The organism is Bacillus sp. PAMC28571, from assembly GCF_014250435.1.
Classification (GTDB): domain Bacteria; phylum Bacillota; class Bacilli; order Bacillales; family Bacillaceae; genus Bacillus; species Bacillus safensis.
Genome location: NZ_CP060191.1, coordinates 2870508 through 2897462, shown reverse-complemented (window position 1 = coordinate 2897462; position 26955 = coordinate 2870508). Strand labels below are relative to the sequence as shown.

Genomic DNA, 26955 nt, shown 5'->3' with positions numbered 1-26955 from the left:
TAGCACGTTCCTTCATCGAACATACAGAAAAGGCACAGGTGTCACTTGAATGTAATAATTCCAGAATATGTTGATGAAAATAGGGAGAAATAAAAATGATTGATTTAATCACTTTATTTTGTTAGCATATTATCATATTAGCGAACTAAAGGATTCGGAATTTTTTGTTTTAATGTGTTGGAGGTGCGGAAGAAACATGTTTATGTTTGAGAAACCATATGGTATGCGGGATTCATTACCTGGATTGTATGAGACGAAGAAAAAAGTGAGGCATTCCTTAACAGAGGTCATGACTGGTTGGGGTTTCCGTTTGATGGAGACACCAACACTTGAATTTTACGATACAGTCGGTGTTCAATCGGCGATTACTGATACACAGCTTTTTAAGCTTCTTGATCAAAACGGGCAAACTCTAGTGCTGAGACCTGATATGACAGGTCCGATTGCAAGGGTGGCGGCTTCTAAGCTTCATGAACAGGCGTATCCGCTTCGTGTTGGGTATGCAGCCAATGTGTTCCGTGCTCAGGAGAGAGAAGGCGGAAGGCCGTCAGAGTTTGAGCAGGTCGGAATTGAATTGATTGGTGATGGTTCAATTAGTGCAGATGCTGAAGTCATCGCGCTTGCCGTATTTGCATTAAAAAATGCCGGGCTAAGGTCCTTCAAAATCGCGATCGGGCATGTCGCTTTAGCAGAAACGTTGTTTGTCGATGTACTCGGAAATACAGAGCGTGCAAACGTCCTTCGCCGCTTCTTATATGAAAAGAATTATGTGGGATACCGTCAGCATGTGAAACAATTACCGCTTTCCTCCATCGATAAAACGAGGCTGTTACAGCTTTTAGAGTTAAGAGGCGGCCAAGAGGTTATAGAGCGGGCAGAGGAAATCGTCGTTTCACAAGAAGGAAAAGAGGTGCTCGCACAGTTAAAGTCGCTTTGGGAGACACTTGAAGATTACGGCTGTACAGAATATATCCGTTTAGATTTAAGCATGGTGAGTCATATGAGCTATTATACGGGTATTTTGTTTGAAGTATTTGCAGATCATGTTGGGTCGGTCATCGGAAGCGGCGGGAGATATGATCAATTGCTTGCTCATTTTGATGCACCCGCGCCAGCTACAGGGTTCGGACTTCGACTAGACCGTCTTCTTGAAGCGCTCGATGCAAAAGAAATCATTGAGTCGCAGGAGGCTGTGATTTTTAGTAAAGAACAAAGACTTGAAGCCTTTGCTTTTGCAGAAAAGGAGCGGTCAAAAGGGAAAAAGATCGTCCTGCAAGACTTAGCGGGGATTGAAAATATTGACGCGATGACCAAGGCATTTGAACAGGTGACTTATTTTATCGGCGCTAGAAAGGAAGAGCGGAATGGGTAAAGTGTTGACGATGGCGATGCCAAAGGGCCGGATATTTGAAGAAGCAGCAGGGCTGTTAAGACAGGCGGGGTACCAGCTGCCAGAGGAATTCGAGGATTCAAGAAAATTAATCATTGATGTACCAGAAGAAAACCTCCGCTTTATTTTAGCCAAGCCAATGGATGTGACCACCTACGTAGAGCACGGCGTGGCGGATGTTGGCATTGCAGGGAAGGATGTCATGCTCGAAGAAGCTCGTGATGTGTACGAAGTGCTCGATTTAAACATCAGTAAATGTCATTTAGCTGTTGCTGGCTTACCAGGAGCGAGCTGGGGTGGTGTCGCACCGCGTGTGGCAACAAAGTACCCAAATGTCGCATCATCCTATTTTAGAGAGCAAGGGGAGCAGGTGGAGATCATTAAGCTGAATGGTTCCATAGAATTAGCACCGCTCATTGGGCTTGCCGATCGCATTGTAGATATTGTCTCTACAGGTCAAACATTAAAAGAAAATGGACTTGTGGAAACGGAGCATATTTGTGATATCACGTCACGCTTTATTGTTAATCCTGTGAGCTATAGGATGAAGGATACGGTGATCGATGAAATGGCGCAGCGTCTTGCAAAAATCATTGGAGAAGGGGAGGAATCATCATGAACATCACCTATCTACAAGAAGGTGAGACAGATACTCTCTCACTCAAACGGTCTTTAGATACAGGAACAGAAGAGCAGCGTCAGGCTGTTCAGCGCATTATACAAGAAGTAAGAACAAATGGTGATGATGCTGTACGGTCTTTTACAAAGCAATTTGACGGTGTGTTGATTGAAGATCCGCTTGTCACAGAAGATGAAATGGCAAAAGCCTGCGACCGCTTGGACAAAGAGATGGTTCAAATTATTCAAACGGCTATCAAGCATATTCGCACATACCACGAGCGCCAGCTGACGTCCTCTTGGTTTTATCACCAAAAGGACGGCTCAATGCTTGGACAAAAAGTAACACCGCTTGATGCAGTAGGTGTGTATGTCCCTGGTGGAACAGCTGCCTATCCATCATCTGTATTAATGAATGTGATCCCTGCGCTAGTCGCTGGCGTTGAACGAATCGTACTTGTGACACCCCCTGGGAAAGATGGCCGTCTTTCAGACGCTGTACTGGTTGCTGCGAAGGAGCTTGGTATTTCTGAGATGTATAAAATGGGCGGAGCCCAGGCGGTTGCGGCACTTGCCTATGGAACGGAAAGCATCAAGCCCGTTGATAAAATCACAGGTCCAGGCAACATTTATGTCGCGCTGGCAAAGCGGGAAGTATTTGGTCAGGTAGACATTGATATGATTGCAGGTCCAAGTGAAATTGCAGTGCTAGCAGACGAAACAGCAGTCGCACATGAGGTAGCGGCGGATTTACTTTCGCAGGCAGAGCATGATGCGCTGGCATCTAGTATTTTGGTAACACCGTCTAAGACACTTGCTGAAAGCGTGCAGGCTGAAGTCAGAAAGCAGCTGGATACTTTGCCGAGAAAATCAATCGCAGTACAATCCATACAAGATCATGGCCGTATTTACGTGACAGAATCCATCGATCGTGCAGTAGACGTCATCAATCAATTAGCACCAGAGCACTTAGAGGTGCTGACAGCATACCCAGAATCACTTCTTGGTCAAATCAAGCATGCTGGCGCAATTTTCTTGGGACGCTATAGTCCAGAGCCGGTGGGCGATTATTTTGCAGGGCCGAATCATGTGCTGCCAACAAACGGAACAGCTCGATTCTCCAGCCCGCTTGGTGTGACTGATTTTCAAAAGAAAACGAGCATTATTTCATATAGTCAAGAGGCCTTTGAAACACACCGGGAAAGCATTGCAGCTTTTGCCAGATTAGAAGGGCTTGAAGCACATGCAAGGTCAATTGAAGCGAGAAAGCGGGAGGAATCGTAATGAGACAGGCGGAAACAGCGAGAAAAACAAATGAAACGAACATTTCATTAGCGCTAGAAATTGATGGAGAAGGAAAAGCGGATATTCAAACAGATGTCCCTTTCATGACGCACATGCTTGATTTATTTACGAAGCATGGACACTTTAATTTGACCGTCGATGCGAAAGGAGATACGGATGTTGATGATCACCACACAACAGAAGATATCGGCATTGTACTTGGGCAAATGTTTAAGGAAGCGTTAGGCGATAAAAAAGGGATTAAGCGGTATGGCTCCAGCTTTGTTCCGATGGATGAAACACTTGCCCAGGTCGTGGTCGACTTAAGCAACCGTCCTCATTTGGAAATGAGAGCGGCTTTTCCGAGTCAAAAGGTTGGTACCTTTGATACAGAGCTAGTACATGAGTTTCTGTGGAAATTTGCACTTGAAGCCCGGATCAACCTTCATGTCATTGTTCACTACGGAACCAATACACACCATATGATTGAAGCCATTTTTAAAGCGATGGCACGTGCCTTAGATGAAGCAACAACCATTGATCCACGTGTGAAAGGAATTCCTTCAACAAAGGGGATGCTCTAATGATCGGAGTCATTGATTACGGAATGGGAAATTTGTTCAGCGTATCAAAAGCACTGGAACGAGCAGGTGCCCGCTATATCGTCTCCTCTGATGTGGAGGAGCTGAAAAAAGCAGATGCTTATATTTTGCCCGGGGTCGGTTCGTTTCGTGATGCAATGCAGCTGTTAAAACAGACAGGACTTGAGGCGTTTATTCACCAAGTTGTGCAGGAAGGAAAGCTGTTATTCGGCATTTGCCTTGGCATGCAGCTGTTATTTGAAGAAAGTGAAGAGGCAGGCCGCACAAAAGGATTGGGGCTGTTAAAAGGGCGTGTTGTTCTTTTAAAGGATCGTGATCAGGACGGGCAAAGGCTGAAGGTACCTCATATGGGCTGGAATGAGCTCACATTTCATCAGCCCTCCCCATTGTTTGACGGTGTACCAGAAGGATTTGCGTACTTTGTTCACTCTTATTATGTGAGCGATATGAATCCAGATGAGCAATTAGCAAGCGCGGACTATGGTGTTCAAGTACCAGCTGTTGTTGGCAAGGGAAATGTGCTTGGAGCACAGTTTCACCCTGAAAAAAGCAGTACAACGGGAATGGCGCTGCTCAAACAATTTATTCAATTAGCAAACGAACAGAGGGTGAGCAAATGAGTGAGTTTACATTATATCCGGCGATTGATATGAGAAATGGCAAATGTGTACGTCTTGTGCAAGGAGATTATGATCAAGAAACCATTTATGGAGATTCACCGCTCGACATGGCCGCGCAATTTGCGAAGGATGGAGCAGCATGGATTCATCTTGTGGATCTAGATGGTGCAAAAGCAGGGAAACGTGTCAATCATGAGCATGTGCTGGCGATTGCTTCTTCCTTAGATGTGAAGGTACAAATCGGCGGCGGTATTCGGACAGAAGAAGACGTTGCCTTTTATTTAAAGAACGGCGTAGATAGAGTGATTCTCGGCAGCTCAGCTGTTTCGAACCCAGCCTTTGTGAAAAAAATGCTGGCGCAATATGGAGAGAAAATCGCAATTGGGATTGATGCGCGAAATGGCTTTGTATCGACTGAAGGATGGCTTGAAACGTCTAAAGTGAAGGCAGAGGAACTCGGCAGGGAATTGGCAAAGGAAGGCGCAGAGGTCTTTATTTTCACCGATATTCAAATGGATGGCATGCTTTCTGGTCCCAATGTAGAAAGCACGGTTCGCTTAGCAGAAGCAACCGGCAAACAAGTGATTGCTTCAGGTGGTGTCAGCGCAGTAGCTGATCTTCAAAAGCTGTCAGCGCAAAAACAGTCTGGTGTGTCTGGTGCGATCGTTGGAAAGGCACTTTACACAAAGCAGTTTACTTTAGCAGAAGCATTTGAAGGGCTTGACCGCATATGATGACAAAACGAATCATTCCATGTCTTGATGTGAAGGAAGGGCGTGTTGTCAAAGGGGTGCAATTCCTTGGCTTAAAAGATGCTGGTGATCCGGTTGAGTTGGCGCAGATCTATGATGAGGAAGGGGCGGATGAACTCGTCTTTCTTGATATTTCTGCTTCTCATGAAGGCCGGAAAACGATGGTGGATGTGGTCAAACAAGTCGCGTCTACGCTTGCGATACCATTTACGGTGGGTGGCGGGATTAACCACCTTGATGACATGAAGCGTATATTAAGAGCGGGTGCAGACAAAGTATCTGTCAACACAGCAGCTGTGTTAAGACCGGAACTGATTTCAGAAGGTGCTGACTTTTTTGGCTCCCAGTGTATCGTTGTCGCAATTGATGCAAAATACGATGAAGAGAAAAAAGCATATATGGTCTATACACACGGAGGACGCCGTCAAACTGATTTAGAGGTCAGCGACTGGGCGAAGGAAGCTGTGCAGAGAGGGGCAGGAGAGATTTTGCTGACAAGTATGGATGCTGATGGTGAAAAGACAGGCTTTGATCATCGATTGACAAAGCTTGTATCAGAGGCGGTCAATGTGCCAGTGATCGCTTCTGGCGGCGCTGGCAATGCTCAGCATATGCTCGAGGCCTTTACAAAAGGAGAAGCTGATGCAGCATTAGCAGCCTCCATTTTCCATTATAAAGAAACCTCCATTCATGAGGTGAAGACATATTTGAGAGAACACGGGGTGAAGGTCAGATGAAACAGGCAAATGAATTAACCTTTAATGAAGCAGGCCTGATTCCTGCGATTGTACAGGATGCTCAAAGTAAGGAAGTATTGACGCTTGCATATATGAATCAAGAATCCTATGAAAAAACGCTGGAGACAGGTGAAACATGGTTTTATAGCCGGTCGAGAAACGAGCTTTGGCATAAAGGCGCCACCTCTGGACATACCCAGCAAGTGATTTCTATTCGATATGACTGTGACAAGGACGCTCTGCTTGTCCTTGTCGCGCCAAGCGGCCCAGCCTGCCATACTGGCAGCTATAGCTGTTTCTCGGAAGAAGGCGTGAAACGCCTTAGCGAAGAGCAGGAACGTTTTGCGATATTAAATGAACTTGAACAGGTCATTGCAAAGCGTCAGGCGGAAATGCCAGAAGGGGCTTATACAACCTATCTATTTGAAAAAGGGGTCGATAAAATCCTGAAAAAGGTAGGGGAAGAGGCGTCTGAGGTGATCATTGCAGCGAAAAACCGGGATCAAGAAGAATTGAAATGGGAAACTGCTGACCTCCTCTATCATCTTCTTGTATTATTACGTGAACAGCAATTGCCGCTTGATGATGTATTAAAGGTATTAAAAAAACGTCATCAAGGTGAATGAAAAGCCGGGGGATATCCCAGGCTTTTTACTTTTAAATGAAAAACAAATCCTTCCTTTCCTTTTGTTCTATGTGACGACTAGTGAAGTATGTTATACTACACACGGTACACTGTTCGAAATGGAGGGTATCGGTGAGTAAATACACTTCTCAAAATAATCACACACAAGTCGTCCAGCTATTTCAAGATGGGCATTACTTTTTTCATAAAGGTCTTAAAGCATATAGAGAAAGAAATCTGTCTAGGGCAAGTAAGCTGATACAGCGGGCCATCGTACTTGAGCCTGAAAATGTAGAAATGCTGTCACAGCTTGCCATTATTTATACTGAAATGGGTCATTACCAGCAATCAAACGAACTGCTTGATTTTATCCTTGAACACATCGATGAAAACATGTCTGAGTGCCACTATTTTAAAGCCAATAATTATGCGAATCTCGGACTGTTTCAAGAGGCATATAAAGCAGCTACTGCTTATGCCGCGCTGGAAGAGAACGGGGAATTTGCGGATGAAAATGACGACCTTCTTGACCTGCTCGATATGAGCGACGAAGAGGACGAAGATTTTCCTTATGATCAGGATGACCTGATTGTGAAGCAGGATCAAGCAAACCATTTGCTAGAAAGCGGCAGACTCGATGAAGCCATTGAGATGCTGGAACAGATGATTGTTGAGTATCCAGAATTTTGGTCGGCGTATAATAATCTCGCTTTGGCCTATTTTTATTCTGGCCGAATCCATCAGGCGAAAGAAATGTTGAACCGGGTCCTTCATGAAAATCCCGGTAATCTGCATGCCCTTTGCAATCAGCTAGTCTTCTACCATTATGAAAAAGAAGAAGAAAAGGTCAATGTGTTAGCAAAGCAATTAACGCACGTGTATCCAATACTAAGTGAACAGCGTTATAAGCTTGGTGCAACATTTGCCCTTGTGGGAGAATTTGAATGGGCCTTTAAATGGCTTTATTCTTTGTACAAAACAGGTTTTCAAGGAGATAGTACATTTTTATACTGGCTTGCAAGCGCAGCCTATCATACAGGCCACAAGACGCTCGCCCAAACGGTTTGGGATAAGATGGTCGAAGAAGATATCGATGCAGATGAAATCAAGCCGTGGCAGGATAAACCTGAGGTGACTGAGCCAATGGTCTCGATTGAGGAACGGCTGACTGCGTACTATGTCAGTAAACAAAAAGGGGAACGTGACGTTCTGCAGTCTGTCCTTGATGCACGCGCAGCGAAAACGGCCTTTGAACAGCAATTCATAGAACTGCTTTTATATGAAGATGAAATGAAAGAAAAGTCTTTTTCAGAAGATGCAGTTTTTGCAAAACAGGCGGCATCCAGTCTGGAGGAAGCCGTTCAGCCTGACAGCCATATGCCTTATTTTTGGTTATTCCATATTATTCAGCAGGCACGTGCTTCTGGTATTGATAAGAAAAATGCACCTGCCTGGGCAGCAGCATCTTATTATCTATGGATGAATGAACAAGAAGCAGCTGTCAGCAAAAAAGATGTTGCGTCCGCTTTTCAGATCAGTGTTCAAACACTGTCTAAATACGAACGAGAGATCTGTACGTTAATCGATTAAATAGGTAAATAGATTCAGAACATCCCAGCATGGCCGAAAAGGTCATGCTTTTTTCTTGGATAAAAAGGTGGGATTTGCAAGGAATTGGCGAAGTATGACAATCACGACATGTTTTTGAAACATAAATGTAATAAAAATATTAGCTCATTTTGTCGATGTCTCATGTATAATGAAACTCGTGGATTAAAACAAAGATAGATATTTAAATATTTTACTATACATAATGAAACACCTAGTGATAGAAACAATCTGGTCAACATCTGACTGAACAATCAGGAAAAAAGACATAGAGAGCACAGATTGATCGCAGAGAATTTGCTGCTTTCTAATGTCGCTTGGGAAATTGTCAAAGGAGGAACTATTCGTGAAAAAGTTTATTACTTTTGGTTTAGCTTCGGTGATCGGAGCGAGCGGTTTATTTATTCCATTTACGCATGAAGCAAACGCACAGAACTTTGAACAAAAGAAACAAGAACTAGACAGCAAGCAATCTGAGGTAAACAAGAACCTTCAAAAGAAAAAAGAAGAGCTTTCAAAGCTTGAAGCAAAACAAGAGGCACTTGCACAAAAGCTTAAAGATATTGATGAGAAAGCTTTAAAAACAAGTGATCAAATCGAAGAAAAACAAAAAGAAAATGAAAAAACAAAAAAAGAAATCAAAGCACTGAAAAAAGAAATTGCTGATACAGAAAAACGTATTGAAGAAAGAAACGAGTTCTTGAAAAAGCGTGTACGTGCCCTTCAAGAGAGCGGCGGTTCTACGAAATACATAGATGTATTACTAGGAGCAAAAAGCTTTAGCGATTTCATCAGCCGTGCAGGTGCAGTATCGACACTGATCAACGCAGACAGTGAAATCATTAAAGAGCAGGAAAAAGACAAAGCAGAACTTCAAAAGTCTGAAAACGAATTAAACACAAAGCTTGAAAATGTGCAAAACACACTTGCAAAGCTTGAAACGCTTCAATCAGACTTGAATAAGCAGCTTGATGAAAAAGACAAGCTATTCAAGCAAGTGAAAAAGCAAAAAGGAAGTGCTTTTTCTGAAATCAGCGAGTTAAACAGTGAGGCTAACAGCATTGCATCTGAAAAAGACGCAACAATCGCTGCACAAAAACAAGCTGAAAAAGAAGCAAGAGAAGCAGCTCAAAAAGCAAAAGAAGAAAAAGCGCAAAGACAACAGCAGCAGCGTCAAGCTAGTGTCCAAGTGGAAGACAACAGCTCAAATAACGATAGCAGCCCGTCTTCAAGTAACAGTGGATCATCTTCTAATGACAACAATAACAGCAACAGCAGTGCACCAAGCAAGAAGCCATCTTCTGGCGGTGGATCACCTGTCAGCAGTAACGTAGGCGGAATTGAAGGTGCGATCAGCACAGGTTCTACGATTGTTGGACAATCTCCATATAAATGGGGCGGCGGCAGATCACAAGCCGATATTGACGCACGTCGTTTTGACTGTTCTTCATTCGTTCGCTGGGCATTTGCATCAGCAGGCATCAACCTTGGACCAGTTGGCGGTACAACAACAGATACACTTGTGGGTAAAGGAAGAGCTGTAAGTGCATCTGACATGAAACGCGGAGACCTTGTGTTCTTTGATACGTATAAAGTAAATGGACACGTTGGTATTTACTTAGGAAACGGTTCATTCTTGAACGATAACAGCTCTCGCGGTGTTTCAGTTGACTCAATGAACAACGTATACTGGAAAAAAGCTTTCAATGGCGTTGTAAGAAGAGTCGTTGAATAAATCATTACTTTTTATATAACCGTAAACAGGCTTCCTTAAACAGCAGTTTAAGGAAGCTTTTTCTTTTTTTGAAGATATGAGCAAATGATTCGCTTATTCCCCGCAGATTTAATAGGATATGGGTAAGGAATAAAAGCTAAGAGTGGAAATGATGCTATCTGTCATGAATGGAAGCATCACCCAAGGGCATTCTAATAAGAAATGCGAGCAGCAATTGAAGAGGGAGTGACAGTTGTGTCAGAAGAAAAAATCTACGATACGATCATCATTGGAGCGGGTCCTGCCGGAATGACAGCCGCTGTTTATACATCACGGGGAAATCTTTCAACATTAATGATTGAAAGAGGAATTCCAGGCGGACAAATGGCGAATACGGAAGATGTCGAGAACTATCCTGGCTTTGAAAGTATTTTAGGGCCGGAACTTTCAAATAAAATGTTTGAGCATGCGAAGAAATTCGGTGCAGAGTATGCATATGGCGATATTAAAGAAATCGTGAACGGTGAAGAATATAAAATCGTCAAAGCCGGCTCAAAAGAATACAAAGGACGCTCTGTCATTATCGCGGCAGGGGCTGAATACAAAAAAATCGGTGCACCAGGTGAAAAAGAACTTGGCGGCCGCGGCGTATCATATTGTGCAGTATGTGACGGGGCTTTCTTTAAAAACAAAGAGCTTGTCGTCATCGGCGGCGGTGATTCTGCGGTAGAAGAGGGTGTGTATCTCACACGCTTCGCTTCTAAAGTAACGATTATCCATAGACGCGATAAACTTCGTGCACAAAGCATTTTACAAGCGCGCGCCTTTGATAATGAAAAAATTGACTTCAAGTGGAACAAAACCGTCAAACAGATCAATGAAGAAAACGGGAAAGTCGGCAGTGTGACATTGGTTGATACGGTGACTGGTGAAGAAGAAGTCTTTAAAACAGACGGCGCCTTTATCTATATCGGCATGCTGCCACTGTCTAAACCATTTGAAAATCTCGGCATTACAAATAAAGAAGGCTACATCGAGACAAACGAAAGAATGGAAACGAGAGTGGAAGGTATTTTCGCCGCTGGTGACATTCGAGAAAAAACACTTCGTCAAATTGTGACAGCAACAGGTGACGGAAGTATTGCAGCACAAAGCGCACAGCATTATGTAGAAGAGCTTGCTGAAAAACTCAAAGCAACGAAATAAAAGGCTGTCGTAAATCCTTAATATAGCGTCATGGGCTTTTAACTGGAATGTAACACGGGTGAAATAATTTTCCGTTATGATAAAGCTAGTAATTGACCCCCTTTTATAAGGAATACATGTTTGGCACGGATGTGAATCCGTGTCTTTTTTTTGCCTAAAATCAGAAATTCACGAGATGTTCACAAATGACGCATGGAGAACCGTTAGATGCTGTAAAATAAAGAGTAGAGAAATGGCCCGTTACACGATTCAAACGAAAACCGGTCTGTTTTCGGGGAAGAACGGGCATGTTCATTGTGGGAGTCAGGTTGAACCTGTATAATAAGTTAAAGACATAAAAGAGTAGGTGACAGCTGATGCAACGAGTAACCAATTGTGTGCTGCATCACGAAGATCAAGTTCTCTTGCTGCAAAAGCCAAGACGGGGCTGGTGGGTAGCGCCGGGCGGCAAGATGGAAAGCGGAGAATCGGTCAAGGATTCAGTCGTTCGAGAATATAGAGAAGAAACAGGTATTTATATTTTAAATCCGCAGCTAAAAGGTGTTTTTACCTTTATCATAAAAGAAGGCGATCAAATCGTTCAAGAGTGGATGATGTTCACCTTTATGGCAGATTCATTTACCGGAAAAAACGTAACAGAGTCAGAGGAAGGCATTTTAAAGTGGCATGACGTAAAGGATGTGCCTCATTTGCCGATGGCCCCAGGAGATTCCCATATTCTTGATTTCATGCTTAAAGGAAAAGGACTTCTGCACGGCACTTTTACGTATACACCCGATTTTGAGCTGATTGCTTATCGGTTAGATCCTCAGGGAGAATAATACATGAACCGTTTTCATAAAGAAGGAGAGGAAGCAGGCATGAATACACACAAACAAGAAGATATTCAGCTTGTGATTATTACAGGAATGTCAGGTGCGGGGAAAACCGTCGCCATTCAAAGCTTTGAAGATTTAGGCTACTTTTGTGTTGATAACCTGCCGCCATCACTTTTACCGAAGTTCTTAGAGCTCATGAAGGAATCGAATTCCAAGATGAGCAAGGTCGCTCTTGTGATGGATTTGCGCGGACGCGAATTTTTTGACAGCTTAATTGCCGCGTTAGATGAAATGAGTGATCTTGACTGGATCACGCCAAGGATTCTATTTTTAGATGCAAATGATAAGGTACTTGTCTCAAGATACAAAGAAACGAGACGTTCGCATCCCCTTGCGACAACAGGTTTGCCGCTTGAAGGAATTGCAATGGAGCGCGAGCTGTTAGAGGAGTTAAAAGGCCGGTCTCAAATGATTTTTGATACATCGGATTTAAAACCAAAACAGCTGCGAGAAAAAATTGTCACGCACTTTGCCACGAATCAGGGGCAGGTGTTTACAGTAAACGTGATGTCCTTTGGCTTTAAATACGGTCTGCCGATTGATGCTGATCTTGTCTTTGACGTGAGATTCCTGCCGAATCCTTACTATATTGAGAGCATGCGTCCACAGACTGGAAACGATGAAGAAGTGCGCTCCTATGTGATGAAATGGACTGAAACACAAAAATTCACAGAGAAATTAATCGATCTCCTCAGCTTTATGCTTCCGTCCTATAAACGAGAAGGAAAAAGCCAGCTTGTGATTGCCATCGGCTGTACAGGCGGACAGCATCGATCTGTGACACTGGCCAACTATTTATCGGAGTATTTTAAAAACGATTACTATACACATGTCACTCACCGGGACATTGAAAAGAGAAGCAGAAAATAGATGACGACACTACCAAAGGTGGTCATTCTTGGCGGCGGCACTGGCTTATCTGTTTTGCTCAGAGGGCTTAAAACGAAGCCGGTGGACATTACCGCTATAGTAACGGTTGCTGATGACGGAGGCAGCTCAGGCAGACTGCGGCATGATTTGAATATTCCCCCTCCAGGTGATATTCGAAATGTCCTTGCGGCTCTCTCTGATGTTGAACCGCTTGTAGAAGATTTATTTCAGCACCGTTTTAACAAAGGGAATGACTTAACAGGCCACTCACTCGGCAACCTCATTCTTGCGGCCATGACAAATATAACCGGTGATTTTTTTCATGCCGTCACTGAAATGAGCAAGGTTTTAAATGTGAGAGGAAAAGTATTGCCAGCAGCAAATTCAAGTGTTGTTCTTCATGCGGAATTAGAAAATGGGCAAATGGTGACAGGAGAATCGAAAATTCCCACCTATGGTGAGCGAATTAAACGAGTTTTCCTCACACCCGATACGATTGAACCACTGCCAGAATCCATTCAAGTCATTCGTGAGGCGGATTTAATCGTCATTGGGCCTGGCAGCCTGTATACGAGTATTTTGCCAAACTTGCTTGTCCCGCATATTGGAGAAGAAGTGATTCGCTCTAAGGCGAAAAAAGTGTATATATGCAATGTCATGACGCAGCCGGGGGAAACGCTTTCCTACAGTGCAGCTGATCATGTGCAGGCATTAAATGATCATATGGATCGTCCATTTATCGATACGATTTTTGTGAACAATAAAGAAATTCCAGAAGAAATCAAAGCAAAATATGCAGAAGAACAGGCACAGCCTGTCCAATTCGACACAGATGCACTGAAAGCAATGGGACTAGAAGTGATTCCAGGAGAAATCATTACATATGACCAGCATGTCATTCGTCATGACACGCTGAAAGTAGCCTCGCTGCTTGTCGATCTGCTGCAGCAGAAAAAATAGGAATGGGGGTGGCAAGGATGTCATTTGCATCCGAAACAAAAAAAGAGCTGACTAATCTGGACGTGAAGGACTGCTGCACAAAAGCAGAGCTTTCTGCCCTCATCCGTATGAACGGTTCATTATCTTTCTCTAATCGAAAATTGATTTTAGATATACAGACAGAGAACGCAGCCATTGCAAGACGGATTTATACGCTGCTCAAAAAGAAATACGATGTGACAGTCGAACTGCTCGTCCGTAAAAAAATGAGATTGAAAAAGAATAACGTGTATATTGTCAGACTGGTAGAACGAGCGAAAACCATTTTAGAGGATTTGAAAATATTAGGTGAGCAATTTGTATTTGAGCGCAATATTTCAGAAGAGCTTGTGAAGAAAAGATGCTGCAAGCGCTCCTATATGAGAGGTGCTTTTTTAGCAGGCGGTTCTGTGAATAACCCAGAAACGTCCTCCTATCACCTTGAGATTTTTTCACTATATAAAGAACATAATGATGCTCTTTGTGAGCTGATGAATCAATTTCATCTCAATAGTAAAACACTTGAGCGCAAAAAAGGGTACATTACGTACATGAAGGAAGCAGAAAAAATCACGGAATTCCTAAGTGTTGTGGGCGCTCATAACTCACTGCTCCGGTTTGAAGATGTGAGAATCGTCCGAGATATGAGGAACTCCGTCAACCGGCTCGTCAATTGTGAAACAGCAAACTTGAATAAAACGATTGGTGCATCACTGCGTCAGGTCGAGAACATCCAATTCATTGATGAAAAAATTGGACTTGATGCCCTGCCGGATAAGCTTCGTGAAATTGCCAAACTGCGAGTCGACTATCAAGAGGTCACGCTGAAGGAACTTGGAGAAATGGTGGAAAGCGGCAAGATCAGCAAGTCAGGGATTAACCATCGCTTAAGAAAGCTAGATCAAATCGCAGAACAATTACGAAACGGACAAGCTGTAACACTCAAATAGGAGAATGAAAAAGGGAGGCAGATCATATGGTGGAAAAAACGGTCACCATCCAGCTGAAAACAGGCTTGCAGGCACGTCCAGCTGCTTTGTTCGTACAAGAAGCCAATCGCTTTGGTGCTGATATTTTTCTAGAGAAAGATGGGAAAAAAGTCAATGCGAAAAGCATTATGGGTCTCATGAGTCTTGCGATCAGCTCTGGGGTTACTGTCACACTGATTGCAGATGGTGCGGATGAACAAGAAGCCATTGAGGCGTTAACAGATTTTATCAATCAAGAAAACTGAGTCTCTTCAAAGGCTCAGTTTTTTTAGGAGGGAATGTCATGATTCAATCAGCTTTTTTACAGAAGATCGGATATGAAGGCCAGTCCATCACCTTTAAAGACTTGCCTGTATTATTAAAAAAAATGGCCTATACCTTTCCATTCGAAAATAGATCTGTTTTGAACAAACAATCCTACGCTTTAAATCAAGAAGGGTTGAAGCAGCATCTACTTGAAGAAAACCGAGGAGGTCTTTGTTACGATCTCAATCCTCTCTTATACTATGTGTTAAAAGAGGCAGGGCTCTCTGTACAGCTTCTTCAAGGCACAGTGTATAACAAAGAAGCGGATACGTGGGCAATTGATGGCACGCACGTAGCCATCATGTTGAAGCATCACAGTGAACGCTTCCTCATTGATGCGGGATTTGGTGTGAATTTACCTCTTCAGCCTGTGCCTTTTACAGGAGATTGGGTGAAAGGAGCGTCAATGCGGTTTCGCGTCAAAGCTGAGGAAACCGAAAAAGGGACACATCTGCTCCAATTAGATAAGGGAGATGGCGCTGAAACAGGCTATGCTTTCACATTGAACGAGGTGGACGAGTCTGTATTAGCCCAAATGAGACACGAGATTTATGAAAATGAATTCTCTCCATTTAACAAAAGACCGCTTGCGTCAAAGCTCACGCCAACAGGACGTGTGATCGTTACTGAGGATCATGTCACCACACATGAACACGAAGAAGTGTCGAAAAAGCCGCTTCCGATTCCTTTTGAGGATTACGTAAAAAAGCTTATACCGTAAACCACCATATGAAAAGACAGCCCCAGATCAAATAGGGCTGTCTTTTTTATTGATTATCGAATACGTGTGAAAGTCGCATAATGGTCTGTTGTTTTGTAAATGAGCCAGTCGCTTGAATACACAAGACGGTCTGCATTGCGGAAGCCTGAAACGTAGTTGATGTCTGCCTCACGCCATGTTCGGCCGCTTGCTGAAGGAAGACGTCCCTCCCGGTTTGAGAAAATATCTCCACCAATGCTTTTACCTGGCGCCACCTCGGCTAGATTTCCCTTAGATGCCACCCATCCGAGAGCACTTGCTTGTGATTTCGTAATGTAGTTATCAGGCAGTCGTTTGTAGCGAATTAAATAATCTGCTACACCATCAAACGTATTAATGACGGCAAGGGTGCGCACATCTGGCGTGAGCTGAATAGAAGCAGTTTCAGTTGTGGCTGTTGGTGTAAGAGGTGTTTCTGCATGAGCTTGCTGCGGGACAAATCCAGAAAACAGAATAGTAGCGATCAGAGCGAACATAGTAAAAACCGAACTCAATCTTTTCATCTTCATCCTCCTATTAAGGAAATCGGATGCCGTCCTCTTGATGCTTGTCTAGCTCATATTATAGCACCCGAACATGAAGGAAATGTAAAGAATCAGGATCTTTGCTAAAATGAGTCTTTTCTCCTGATGTCTCCTAAAGAAATAAATAAAAAGACGCAGTTTCTGCGTCTTTGCTGTTCAAGATGAAGCAAGCTCCTTCACAACATCAACAGGCGCCTTCCCATCTATTCCATGAATCACATTATGAATGGCTCGTTTCAGCATGAGATCCCTTGTTGTTTCAGTAGCGGAACCGATGTGAGGAGCTAGGGTGACATTGTTCATCTCTTTGAAAGGATGATCCTCTTGAAGCGGTTCCTGCTCATACACATCAAGACCAGCACCTTTGATCCATCCTTTCTGAAGTGCTTGAATGAGGCTTTTTTCATCCACTGTTTTCCCGCGGGAAATGTTTACAAATAAAGCCGTTTGCTTCATTAACTTCAATTCTCGTTCCCCAATCATATGATATGTTTCCTCGGTCAGCGGTGTAATCAACACGATGATATCAGCTTGTTTTAAAAGATCATCAAGTGCACAATAGACAGCGCCATACGCCGATTCAGCCTTTTCATTCCGGCTTCGGTTATGATAAAGAACGTTCATATCAAAACCATGTGCTGCCCGTTTGGCCACTTGTTCTCCGATACGTCCCATACCAATAATACCGAGCGTTTGGTGATGTACGTCGATGCCAAAGATCTCTTCTTCCTGTACGAATTTTGTCCATTTTCCTTCACGGATAAAACGGTCAAGCTCGGCGATTCTTCGCGCAGAGGAGAGAATGAGCGAAAAGGCAAGGTCAGCCACGGTATGATCGAGCGTATAAGGAGTATGCGTACCAATCACGCCTCTTTGCCTCATCGCTTCTATATCAAAATTGTCATAGCCGACAGAGTTATTGCTCACCACCTTGAGTTTTGGTGCGTGATCTAACAGCTCTTGATCGATTTTCGTTCCAGACGTTAAAAGACCATCAGCGTGCTGCAGCTTCTCAAACAACATGTCTCTTGGAATAGGGTCTTTGGATTGCCAAACCTCGTATGTACAATGTTCCTTTAGCATTTCCTCAAAAGAGGCAGGTAAGGGTTTGGCGACAAAAATGTGTGGTGTCACAGTCAATTCGCTCCTTTCACATGGTCATCTTACTCCTTTTATTATAAAGCAACGATTTCGGCAGAACACGTTTGAATGTTAGCAGCTCAATATTTAATATACTGAAATAACGGTAAAGAAAGACATTTTCTTAGTGAAAAAGTAGATTCTTATGCCATCTGATGCATTTTTCATCTATATAAAAATAAACTGATAGTAGATGAGACATGTGAAATTGCAAAAATTTACGAGAGATTATCTGACAAACTGGAAAATAGATCGAGACTTTTTGATAGAAAATTTATTATATTTGAAATGTATTAAACGGGATGATCATTTTCTACTAAACCATTTTATTGTCTTTTGGTGTGATGAGAACAATAGATTGAAAACAAACCCGCGAAGCCGTTGGGATGCAGCGTAAAATAGAGAAAATGATGATATTTCTTCTCATCGTTTTCTCATTTTTTTCTTTTTTTTCTATCATTTTTCTTCTCTATTCTTGAGAACACAAGAAAGAAAAGGAGGACAGACACGAGCTTACGTTACTTAAAAAAAGATGGGAGATGGCAAAATGGAGTCAAAATTAGAACAGATTCTTCAGCACAATTCAGAGTTTGTGAATGAGAGACATTATGAGCCTTACAAAGCGGGTAAATTTCCTGAGAAAAAACTGGTTATTTTAACGTGCATGGATACCCGTCTTTTGGAATTATTGCCGCAATCTATGGGTCTGCGCAATGGGGATGCAAAAATCATTAAGAATGCAGGCGCCATCGTGACACATCCGTTCGGCAGTGTGATGCGGAGTATCCTGCTAGCTATCTATGAGCTAAAGGCAGAGGAAGTATGCATTGTAGGGCATCATGAATGCGGAATGGCAGGTCTTGCGGCGGACCCTTTACTTGAAAAGGCGAAAGCACGCGGAATCGAAGAGAAATGCTTAAGCATTGTGAAAAACTCAGGAGTTGATTTAAAGGGCTGGCTGACAGGCTTTGATTCAGTTGAAGAAAGCGTGGCCCAAAGTGTGAAATTAGTGAAAGAGCATCCACTGATGCCAAGTGATGTGGCAATTCATGGACTGGTGATTCACCCAGCGACAGGAAAGCTGGATATCGTAGTAAAAGACAAACAAATTGACCCACAGTATACCTAAATCATCTACACATACTTGAAGGAGGCCAACACATACCATGCGTTTTTATGGAAGATTTGAAGGGTACAATTCATCAAAGTTTAGACGCGATTTAATCGCTGGGCTTGTCGTGGGCGTTGTGGCAATTCCTTTAGGCATGGCATTTGCCATTGCATCTGGTGTCGGACCAGAATATGGATTATACACAGTCATCGTTGCCGGCATTTTGATTTCATTGTTTGGTGGTTCAAAGTATCAGATCGGCGGGCCGACCGGGGCGTTTGTTCCAATTTTATTCGGGATCGTCAGCCAGTACGGTATTGAAAACTTGCTCATTGCCGGTTTTATGGCAGGCTGTATGCTTGTATTATTCGGAATATTCAAACTAGGAAAGCTCATGAAATTTATTCCTCGTCCGGTTATCATCGGTTTTACTGCTGGCATTGCTGTCATTATTTTTTCAGGACAGATTGCCAACTTCCTCGGATTAAAGGGTGTTGAAAAACATGAAAGCTTTTTCCTCAATATGAGAGAAATCGTGGTCCATCTTGGTACCACAAACAGTCTCGCCATTGTCACAGCCGTCATCGGGCTCATCGTGATTTTGGCGGCACAAAAATACATTCCCAAAATACCTGGTGCTCTATTAGGTTTATTGGCTTCTACGTTTCTAGCCGTTCTCTTTTTTCAAGGACAAGTTGAAACGATTGGCTCTGCATATGGTGAAATCCCTCGTCAGCTGCCAACCTTCGCTTTTCCTGAATTGACGATTGAAAAAATGATATACCTCCTGCCTCCAGCAATTGTCATTGCGCTTTTAGGCGGCGTGGAATCGATTTTATCCGCAATGGTCGCTGATAATATGAAAGGCTCTAAGCATGACAGCAATAAAGAGCTTGTGGGGCAAGGAATTGCCAATATGGCGGGACCGCTTTTCGGAGGAATTCCAGCGACGGGAGCTATTGCCCGAACGGCAACGAACATAAAAAATGGCGGGGCAAGTCCGATTTCTGGTGTGGTGCATGGCGTTGTCGTCTTGCTGATCTTAATGGTATTTGCGCCGTATGCGTCGATGATTCCACTTGCTGCAATGGCACCGATTTTAATGTTTGTTGCTTGGAATATGAGTGAGAGAAAAGAGTTTGTCAATATTTTGAAAGTGAAAAATGCTGATTCGCTTGTACTGGTCGTGACCTTCCTGCTCACAGTGATCGGTGATTTGATTATTGGCGTCACTGCTGGTCTCATTTTAGCGTTTATCGCCTTTATCAAAAAAATGAGCCAGACGACCAATATTCATACAAATGTCGCCGTTCCTCAAATGGAAACAGCAGCTGCTTTAGAAAAACAGACAGAGGAGAAAGGGATCAGTATGTATTCCATTGAAGGGCCGCTCTTTTTCGGAACAACAGATTCATTAGAAAATTCGATATTGGATCATGTTCAAACAAAACCGAAAACGCTCATTCTGCTTATGAATAAAGTCAATTATATGGACACATCGGCAGAAGCGGTTCTAATGAATATCTCCAATCGGTTAAAGCATCATAATGGAAAGCTGATGATCGTTGGACTTCAATCACAGCCTAAGGAGCTTTTGCATCGAACAGGTCTATTCCATCATATTGGAAAACAGCATTTCTTTGAACGAACGGATGACATCTCACCACAGCATCTTTAAGGCGTAAAAAAACACGTGACAGCTTGGTCACGTGTTTTTTACTGGCTCTTTTTCTCCAGAAAAACGCTTTGTGAGTTTTTGTTGATGAGCGCTGAAGATCTCTTCTACTGTGACATCATATTGATCCGCTAAAATGAGGAGATTTGCTAAAACATCTCCCATTTCTTCAATGAGTTCTTTCTTCAGCTCAGATGATTCCTGTCTCTGCTCATCAGGCCGGTCTCGTCCGATTTCTATTGCTCTAACAGCGCGAGCGAGTTCTCCCGTTTCTTCCATTAAGAAGCCTAACCGGATAAACGGTCCGTATTCTGTCCAATTTCTCGTTTGATAAAAATACTTGATCCACTTCTCCATCTCAGTTGTTTGCATTCTCTCTATACAGCTCCTTATATGGTGTTCACTCTTTTGATTTTACACTATATATAGAAGAAACGGCTGTTTCTTTACAAATCATTATAGTAGAATGAGTGGGTGAAGAAATCATAGAGAGAGATGGGGCTGTTTTGATGAAAACGATTTGTGTGTTTGCTGGTTCGAATCCAGGTGTAAATGATGTCTATAAACAAAAGGCTGTAGAGCTGGGTGCTTATATGGCGAAGCAGGGCATTCGTCTTGTTTACGGCGGATCGCGTATTGGGTTAATGGGCGCGATTGCCGATGAGGTCATGAGACATGGCGGGCAAGTGATCGGGGTCATGCCTAAGGGGCTTTTTAGAGGAGAAGTCGTGCATCAAGAGCTGACAGAGCTAATTGAGGTAACAGGCATGCATGAACGAAAAGCAAAAATGAGCGAGCTGGCCGATGGGTTTATTGCGATGCCAGGCGGCTTTGGTACATATGAAGAATTATTTGAGGTGCTGTGCTGGGCACAAATCGGCATCCATCAAAAGCCAATTGGATTGTATCAAGTAAATGACTACTTCAATCCACTCATAGACATGGTGAAATTCAGTGTACAGGAAGGTTTTTCGAATGAATCACACCTTCAATTGTTACATGCTTCGAGTGAACCGGAGGAATTAATCACGCAGATGGCTTCTTATCAAACACCGTCTCTTCAGCAGAAATGGACGGAGCTGTCTTAAAGTATATGTCAATCACAAAAAACCGTCTGTTCAAGGAACAGACGGTTTGTGTTGTGATCATTATTTTTGGTCTTCTGTATTACGGGTCAAGACTTTGTCAATGAGTCCGTATTGAAGTGCTTCTTCCGCTGTTTTGAAGTTGTCACGATCTGTATCGCGCTCAATGACTTCAATTGGCTGACCAGTACGTTCAGCAAGTACTTGGTTCAGTTTATCGCGTAAAGAAAGGATTCGTTTTGCCGCAATTTCAATTTCTGTTGCTTGACCTTGGGCACCGCCGAGTGGTTGGTGAATCATGACTTCACTGTTTGGAAGAGCATAACGCTTACCTTTTTCACCAGCAGCAAGCAGGAACGCACCCATAGATGCAGCCATACCAATACAAATAGTTGATACCTTTGGTTTAATAAATTGCATCGTATCATAAATGGCCATACCAGCTGTGATTGAACCGCCAGGGCTGTTAATGTAGATAGAAATATCTTTTTCTGGATCTTCAGCTTCTAAGAAAAGCAGCTGTGACACGATGGAGTTGGCAACATTGTCATCGATCGCAGAACCAAGCATGATAATACGGTCTTTTAAAAGACGAGAATAAATGTCGTAAGCTCTTTCCCCACGATTTGTTTGCTCAATGACTGTAGGTATTAAATTCATAATGTTCCTCCTTCACCTTTTAGGTAAGTATGTAATTCAATGATACATTTTTGGTCAATAAAGGTCAAACAAAACGCTGACCTAAATTCAAATACCCCTATCCATTTTCCCCAAAATCATTTCACTTCAAACCATCATATTAGTGTATGAATACAAAGTAAGAAAATACATCATCATGACGAATGATTAATCATTGCTTTCTTGCAGCATTTCCCTTATAATTTGATATGCTGACGTTCAAAAAACATATCGTGCGCTCGTAGCTCAGTTGGATAGAGCGGTGGTTTCCGGTACCACGTCTGCCGGGGGTTCGAATCCCTCCGAGCGCGTACTTGACCTTGCTTACGATGATAAAGGTCTTTCATGAACCCCTCTTCATATGGAGAGAGGTTTTTTTGTGTTCATTCGGGTTTATCGTTCATTAGGGTGAGGGAAGTGAAAAAATGATCTGGTTGCAACACAGCAACATCTATCCGAATATAATAAAATAACCCCCACTCTTAACATAAGAGTGGGGGTTATTGCTATAAAGGAGTTACCTGCCTTTCTGGCCTTTCCTGTAAATAGCCGCAGGTATAATTGTAAGAAGAACAATGACAAATCCAATCACGGATACAGTATTTTTTAATGTATTGTCATTCACAGTGAAGTTTGTCACGATCATTGCCGCTAGACAAAGAATGATAATTAAATAACTGTATTTCTCCAAGACTTTCATAAAATATCCCTCCAATATGAAGCTGAAAATAATATTATGACTAATTATACAAGAATAAATAATAAAGGGTTATATTGGATGTTTGCTCGTGAGAAGGCGTTATGTTCATGTCCCTCCATGAAATACTGGACGTAAGACTCATTTCTTCCCTTTTCAGGCGTATTTGTTGAGCCAGTTCGCTGTATATGATTAACATGGAAGAGAATTGACAATGAGGAGGGATTTCTTGTGGCGAAGATTTTATTGATTACGTTTCCAGCTGAAGGACATGTGAACCCTATGTTAGGAATGATTAAAGCATGGGCGGATCGAGGCGATGAAGTGCATGCGGTCACAACTGTACATTATGAGGAACGAATTAAACGCTTAGGCGCTCACGTACATATACATCCAGACTATATTCGGACATTACATGTGGAAGAAGGAGATTTAGATTCTATGCAGCCGTTCTTTCATGCCATGCTGCAAACATCATATGATATTTTAGAGGTGGTGGAAACACTTTCCGAGAAGCATTCATTTGATTTGGTTTACTTTGATATGTTTGGGGCAGGGGAGCTTGTTCGAGATTACTTGCACATTCCGAGCATTGGGTCCAACCCATCTTTTGTGCTGCAAGAGGCGCATTTTGATACACCGCTATACAGAAAGGATGAGAAAGCCGATCATCTGTTAGAAAAAATACAAGAGCGTTTTGGCGTTCAGCCAACACGTTTGATGCAATTTATGAAAAACCGTGGAGAACTGAATATCGTCTATACAAGTGAATATTTCCAGCCTTCTGTTGATTCATTAAACGATTCGTTTGTTTTCATTGGACCGAGCTTTCTAAAAAGAGCCGACCAGCATGATTTCCCGCTGGAAGCACTTGAGCAAGAAAAAGTCGTTTTTATTTCCATGGGCACCGTTCTTGGGGATACAGAAGCATTTTTTAATATGTGTATAGATGCTTTCGAAGACTTTGACGGAAAAGTGATTATCGCAACAGGTGAAAAAGTGGATCGATCTCTCTTAAAAAAGGCACCTGCTCATTTTCTCATCGAGCCTTATGTACCGCAGCTTGAAGTGCTCGAACTGACAGATGTGTTTATAACGCACGGCGGCATGAATAGTGTCAATGAAGGGATTCATTATCACGTTCCGATGGTCGTCATTCCAGTCGACAAAGATCAGCCGATGGTGGCACAAAGACTGACCGAATTATCTGCTGCCTGTGCACTTGATAAAGATCAGCTGACACCAAAGCAGCTAAGAGAAACTGTTGAGAAGGTTTTAGGCAGTGACACGTACCGTGCGGGGATTGAGAAAATTGAAGAAAGCTTCCAAGCAGCAGGTGGAACAGAAAAAGCATTAAAGGTGATTGATCAATTTATACAAGCGAAACAGACTCAATCATGAGTCTGTTTTTTTATGAAAAGACGTTGTATTTCCCATTTCTGTATGCTAATATTCAATTCGTAATCATTTCGATTAATAATCGTAATGATTACGATAATGTTGAATTGGGGGAAGTACATATGAGTGATCAACCTGTTTACATAAAGAAGAAATATGAGAAAAGGCATCCCTACGTGACATACACCTTGATGCTGTTTTCAGTGATGGTTTGTTTTTTATTGGCCTCATGCTCTGAAAACAAAGCATCCTCCAGCAATGATAGAGAAGAAGATGAGCTCGTGTATGCAAGTACAAAAGATATCAGGGACATCAATCCTCATCTATACGGTGGAGAGATGGCTGCTCAAAATATGGTGTTTGAATCGCTTGTCGTCAATACAGAGAAGGGCGTTCAGCCTGCCTTAGCGAAAAGCTGGGACATATCAAAGGATGGAAGGACCTATACCTTTCATCTTCGAAAAGGTGTGATTTTTTCAGATGGTGAGCCTTTTAATGCAAAGGCAGTGAAATTGAATATTGATGCTGTCGTCAAAAATATTGAAAAGAACGCTTGGCTTAATCTCGTATCTGAAATCAAATCCACAAAGGCGGTAGATGACGATACATTTGTTCTCACGTTGAAAGAGCCTTATTATCCTACGTTAGAAGAGCTGGGCTTAACACGCCCCTTCCGTTTTATTTCTCCAAAAAGCTTCATTGATGGAACGACTGCAAAAGGAGTTAAAAGCTATGCAGGTACAGGTCCTTATGTGCTAAAGGAACATAAGAAAAATCAATATGCCGTTTTTGAAATGAATGATCACTATTGGGGGCAAAAGCCGAAAATTTCAACTGTGAAATGGAAAGTCATGCCGGATCACCAAACCATCTTACTTGCGCTTCAAAAAGGAGAGATTGATCTTTTATTTGGAGCAGATGGTGACATGATTGATGGAGACTCATTCCAGGCTTTAAAAGAAGCAGGGCAATATGGTGTCACCGTGAGCCCTCCTGTTGGTTCAAGATCGATTGTGATTAATTCAAACCAGCCAATCACAAAAGATCCGAAAATAAGAGAAGCTTTTCAATACGCCATTCAAAAGGACATGATCACTGAAGGCATTTTAAATGGAACGGAAAAGGTGGCACACACATTGCTTGCTCCTTCTGTCCCATACGCAGATATTCCACTGAAAAAGAAAACTTATCAAAAGAAGAAAGCAGAGGAAATATTGGATGAGGCAGGCTGGAGGATGAAAGAAGACGGGTATCGCTATCAAAATGGCAAACTGCTGAGTGTGGCTATTTACTATAATTCCGATAATGCAGGGGAAAGAACGATCAGTGAATCGATTCAACAAGATTTCAAGCAGGTGGGGATCAAGCTGGATATTAGAGGAGAAGAAAAACAGGCATTCTTAGATCGCCAAAAAACAGGAAAGTTCGATCTGATGTACTCGCTGTCTTGGGGGCTTCCTTATGATCCACAAACTTATGTCTCTTCATTCCGTGTAGCATCCCATGCTGATTATCAAGCTCAATTAGGACTGAAAAAGAAAAAGTGGCTGGACGAGACGATTACGGAAGTATTAGTAGAACCAGATGAGCAAAAGCGGAAACAAATGTATCAAGAAATATTGACGTATATCCATGATGAAAATGTTTACCTCCCAATCTCTTATTCTGTGACAAAGGCTGTTTATAATAAGCGCCTGAAAGGCGTAGGTTTTCATGTGTCTCAGTATGAAATCCCATTTGACCGTATGTATTTTGCGTCATAAAACGGAGGCAGAGACATGACTCGCTATCTCTTAAAACGAATACTGATGCTTTTTCCGCTTATGATCTTCATCACCTTCTTTGCTTTTGTACTGCTGACGATGCGGGCAAGTGATCCAGCAGAGGTCGCTTTGCGGGTGAATCAAGTCACTCCAACAGAAGAAATGATTGAATCGATGCGGCAGGAGTTAGGCTTAGACCAGCCATTTTTCATCCGCTATGCCACATGGCTTAAAAATGGATTAACAGGTGATTTTGGCAGGAGCTATGTCACTCAGGAGCCCGTTTTTGATCTTATCATGGAGGCGCTGCCTGCGACATTGCAGCTTGCAGGAGCAGCGCTCTTTTTTATCATAGTGCTCAGTTTATTGTTCGGGGTGATCTGTGCATATGCTGCTCACACTTGGGTGGACCGTTTATTGAGAGCCTTTGTGTTTATCGCCGCTTCAATGCCTAGTTTTTGGCTGGGGATTTTGTTGATTTGGCTTTTTTCTGTCAAATTCAATTGGGTTAATACGAGTGGAATGGAAGGGTTCAAATCGATTCTTCTTCCAGCTGTCACATTATCATTAGGCTACTTATCGACCTATGTGAGACTCATACGTAATCAAATTCTAAAATTTCAGCACGAGCCCTTTGTTTTTTATGCAAGAGCACGTGGTTTAAAGGAACGAACTGTTCAACTGAAAGTCATGAGGCATGCCCTGCAATTAGCGGTAACAGCACTTGGCATGTCTATTCCAAAGCTCATTGCGGGAACTGTCATTATTGAGAACCTTTTTGCTTGGCCAGGGGTTGGCCGGTTGTGTATAACTGCTATTTTCCATGCTGACTTCCCTATTATTCAAGCCTATTTGTTTGTGATGGGGTTCCTGTTTGTTATGTGCAATCTCATCGCTGATATGCTGCAAATGACCATGAATCCGCAATTGCGAAAGGAGGTATGACA

General features: G+C 42.7%; 28 protein-coding genes and 1 tRNA gene. 24 read left to right on the top strand and 5 right to left on the bottom strand.

The window, feature by feature from the left end:
• Positions 1-196: 196 nt before the first annotated feature.
• The 17 genes from H7F25_RS14750 (at position 197) to H7F25_RS14670 (ending at position 15898) form a co-directional block, all read left to right on the top strand.
• On the top strand, positions 197-1372 hold the full coding sequence (locus H7F25_RS14750) for an ATP phosphoribosyltransferase regulatory subunit (RefSeq protein ID WP_103131657.1): 1176 nt from the start codon (positions 197-199) through the stop codon (positions 1370-1372).
• Positions 1365-2009: an ATP phosphoribosyltransferase gene (gene hisG / locus H7F25_RS14745; protein ID WP_095409635.1), complete on the top strand. Its 645-nt coding sequence runs from the start codon at positions 1365-1367 to the stop codon at positions 2007-2009. Before H7F25_RS14750 ends, hisG begins: the two co-directional genes overlap by 8 nt.
• Positions 2006-3292: a histidinol dehydrogenase gene (hisD, locus tag H7F25_RS14740; protein ID WP_185853868.1), complete on the top strand. Its 1287-nt coding sequence runs from the start codon at positions 2006-2008 to the stop codon at positions 3290-3292. The genes hisG and hisD overlap by 4 nt, the downstream gene beginning before the upstream one ends.
• A complete protein-coding gene (hisB, locus tag H7F25_RS14735) occupies positions 3292-3876 on the top strand; it encodes an imidazoleglycerol-phosphate dehydratase HisB (RefSeq protein ID WP_088001131.1) in 585 nt (194 codons plus the stop codon). Before hisD ends, hisB begins: the two co-directional genes overlap by 1 nt.
• Complete coding sequence (gene hisH / locus H7F25_RS14730) at positions 3876-4514, top strand: imidazole glycerol phosphate synthase subunit HisH (RefSeq protein ID WP_185853867.1); 639 nt, start codon at positions 3876-3878, stop codon at positions 4512-4514. Before hisB ends, hisH begins: the two co-directional genes overlap by 1 nt.
• Positions 4511-5248, top strand: coding sequence for a 1-(5-phosphoribosyl)-5-[(5-phosphoribosylamino)methylideneamino]imidazole-4-carboxamide isomerase (gene hisA, locus H7F25_RS14725; RefSeq protein ID WP_044334255.1), 738 nt, complete (start codon positions 4511-4513; stop codon positions 5246-5248). The genes hisH and hisA overlap by 4 nt, the downstream gene beginning before the upstream one ends.
• Positions 5245-6003, top strand: coding sequence for an imidazole glycerol phosphate synthase subunit HisF (hisF, locus tag H7F25_RS14720; protein WP_034281034.1), 759 nt, complete (start codon positions 5245-5247; stop codon positions 6001-6003). Before hisA ends, hisF begins: the two co-directional genes overlap by 4 nt.
• The gene (gene hisIE / locus H7F25_RS14715; RefSeq protein WP_024423556.1) at positions 6000-6629 is read left to right on the top strand and encodes a bifunctional phosphoribosyl-AMP cyclohydrolase/phosphoribosyl-ATP diphosphatase HisIE; all 630 of its coding nucleotides are present in this window, start codon (positions 6000-6002) and stop codon (positions 6627-6629) included. The genes hisF and hisIE overlap by 4 nt, the downstream gene beginning before the upstream one ends.
• Positions 6630-6760: 131 nt before the next feature.
• Positions 6761-8218 carry a tetratricopeptide repeat protein gene (locus H7F25_RS14710; RefSeq protein ID WP_151039865.1) on the top strand — a complete coding sequence of 486 codons (1458 nt, stop codon included), beginning with the start codon at positions 6761-6763 and terminating at the stop codon, positions 8216-8218.
• A gap of 364 nt (positions 8219-8582) precedes the next feature.
• Positions 8583-9971: a C40 family peptidase gene (locus H7F25_RS14705; protein ID WP_172880215.1), complete on the top strand. Its 1389-nt coding sequence runs from the start codon at positions 8583-8585 to the stop codon at positions 9969-9971.
• 234 nt (positions 9972-10205) lie between these two features.
• Complete coding sequence (gene trxB / locus H7F25_RS14700) at positions 10206-11156, top strand: thioredoxin-disulfide reductase (RefSeq protein WP_145925736.1); 951 nt, start codon at positions 10206-10208, stop codon at positions 11154-11156.
• A gap of 356 nt (positions 11157-11512) precedes the next feature.
• Positions 11513-11977, top strand: a complete 465-nt coding sequence (locus tag H7F25_RS14695) for an 8-oxo-dGTP diphosphatase (protein ID WP_024423553.1) — start codon at positions 11513-11515, stop codon at positions 11975-11977.
• Positions 11978-12016: 39 nt separating this feature from the next.
• Positions 12017-12904: an RNase adapter RapZ gene (gene rapZ, locus H7F25_RS14690; protein WP_024423552.1), complete on the top strand. Its 888-nt coding sequence runs from the start codon at positions 12017-12019 to the stop codon at positions 12902-12904.
• A complete protein-coding gene (gene yvcK / locus H7F25_RS14685) occupies positions 12905-13864 on the top strand; it encodes a gluconeogenesis factor YvcK family protein (RefSeq protein ID WP_024423551.1) in 960 nt (319 codons plus the stop codon).
• Between the two features lie 17 nt (positions 13865-13881).
• Positions 13882-14832 carry a DNA-binding protein WhiA gene (gene whiA / locus H7F25_RS14680; RefSeq protein WP_003213321.1) on the top strand — a complete coding sequence of 317 codons (951 nt, stop codon included), beginning with the start codon at positions 13882-13884 and terminating at the stop codon, positions 14830-14832.
• Positions 14833-14858: 26 nt separating this feature from the next.
• Entirely contained in the window at positions 14859-15116 is a 258-nt protein-coding gene (locus tag H7F25_RS14675; RefSeq protein ID WP_024423549.1) for an HPr family phosphocarrier protein, read from the top strand.
• Positions 15117-15154: 38 nt separating this feature from the next.
• On the top strand, positions 15155-15898 hold the full coding sequence (locus H7F25_RS14670; RefSeq protein WP_185853866.1) for an arylamine N-acetyltransferase family protein: 744 nt from the start codon (positions 15155-15157) through the stop codon (positions 15896-15898).
• Between the two features lie 53 nt (positions 15899-15951).
• On the opposite strand, the gene H7F25_RS14665 is transcribed toward H7F25_RS14670, so the two are convergent.
• Together H7F25_RS14665 and H7F25_RS14660 are read right to left on the bottom strand one after the other, a co-directional pair.
• Positions 15952-16440 (bottom strand): ribonuclease, encoded by a 489-nt coding sequence (locus tag H7F25_RS14665; RefSeq protein WP_044334262.1) that lies wholly within the window; start codon positions 16438-16440, stop codon positions 15952-15954.
• 177 nt (positions 16441-16617) lie between these two features.
• Entirely contained in the window at positions 16618-17595 is a 978-nt protein-coding gene (locus H7F25_RS14660; RefSeq protein WP_073207521.1) for a 2-hydroxyacid dehydrogenase, read from the bottom strand.
• A gap of 553 nt (positions 17596-18148) precedes the next feature.
• On the opposite strand from H7F25_RS14660, the gene H7F25_RS14655 reads away from it, so the two are divergent.
• Positions 18149-18730, top strand: a complete 582-nt coding sequence (locus H7F25_RS14655) for a beta-class carbonic anhydrase (RefSeq protein ID WP_185853865.1) — start codon at positions 18149-18151, stop codon at positions 18728-18730.
• A gap of 37 nt (positions 18731-18767) precedes the next feature.
• Entirely contained in the window at positions 18768-20390 is a 1623-nt protein-coding gene (locus tag H7F25_RS14650; protein ID WP_185853864.1) for a SulP family inorganic anion transporter, read from the top strand.
• Between the two features lie 27 nt (positions 20391-20417).
• Here the strand turns inward: H7F25_RS14650 and H7F25_RS14645 are convergent, their stop codons facing one another.
• Positions 20418-20759 (bottom strand): MazG nucleotide pyrophosphohydrolase domain-containing protein, encoded by a 342-nt coding sequence (locus H7F25_RS14645; protein WP_044333970.1) that lies wholly within the window; start codon positions 20757-20759, stop codon positions 20418-20420.
• Between the two features lie 137 nt (positions 20760-20896).
• Between H7F25_RS14645 and H7F25_RS14640 the strand changes: the two genes are divergently transcribed.
• Positions 20897-21475 carry an LOG family protein gene (locus H7F25_RS14640; RefSeq protein ID WP_041107909.1) on the top strand — a complete coding sequence of 193 codons (579 nt, stop codon included), beginning with the start codon at positions 20897-20899 and terminating at the stop codon, positions 21473-21475.
• A 60-nt stretch (positions 21476-21535) separates the two neighbouring features.
• On the opposite strand, the gene clpP is transcribed toward H7F25_RS14640, so the two are convergent.
• On the bottom strand, positions 21536-22132 hold the full coding sequence (gene clpP / locus H7F25_RS14635) for an ATP-dependent Clp endopeptidase proteolytic subunit ClpP (protein ID WP_024427684.1): 597 nt from the start codon (positions 22130-22132) through the stop codon (positions 21536-21538).
• Between the two features lie 253 nt (positions 22133-22385).
• Here clpP and H7F25_RS14630 point away from each other — a divergent pair.
• Positions 22386-22461: transfer RNA gene (locus H7F25_RS14630), tRNA-Arg, on the top strand.
• A gap of 206 nt (positions 22462-22667) precedes the next feature.
• Here H7F25_RS14630 and H7F25_RS14625 read toward each other — a convergent pair.
• Positions 22668-22850, bottom strand: a complete 183-nt coding sequence (locus H7F25_RS14625; RefSeq protein WP_185853863.1) for a hypothetical protein — start codon at positions 22848-22850, stop codon at positions 22668-22670.
• 228 nt (positions 22851-23078) lie between these two features.
• Between H7F25_RS14625 and H7F25_RS14620 the strand changes: the two genes are divergently transcribed.
• The 3 genes from H7F25_RS14620 (at position 23079) to opp1B (ending at position 26953) form a co-directional block, all read left to right on the top strand.
• Positions 23079-24248, top strand: a complete 1170-nt coding sequence (locus H7F25_RS14620; RefSeq protein WP_185853862.1) for a macrolide family glycosyltransferase — start codon at positions 23079-23081, stop codon at positions 24246-24248.
• Between the two features lie 119 nt (positions 24249-24367).
• Positions 24368-26008 (top strand): nickel ABC transporter substrate-binding protein, encoded by a 1641-nt coding sequence (gene nikA, locus H7F25_RS14615; protein ID WP_122631948.1) that lies wholly within the window; start codon positions 24368-24370, stop codon positions 26006-26008.
• A gap of 15 nt (positions 26009-26023) precedes the next feature.
• Positions 26024-26953, top strand: a complete 930-nt coding sequence (gene opp1B / locus H7F25_RS14610; protein WP_024423539.1) for a nickel/cobalt ABC transporter permease — start codon at positions 26024-26026, stop codon at positions 26951-26953.
• Positions 26954-26955 lie beyond the last annotated feature (2 nt).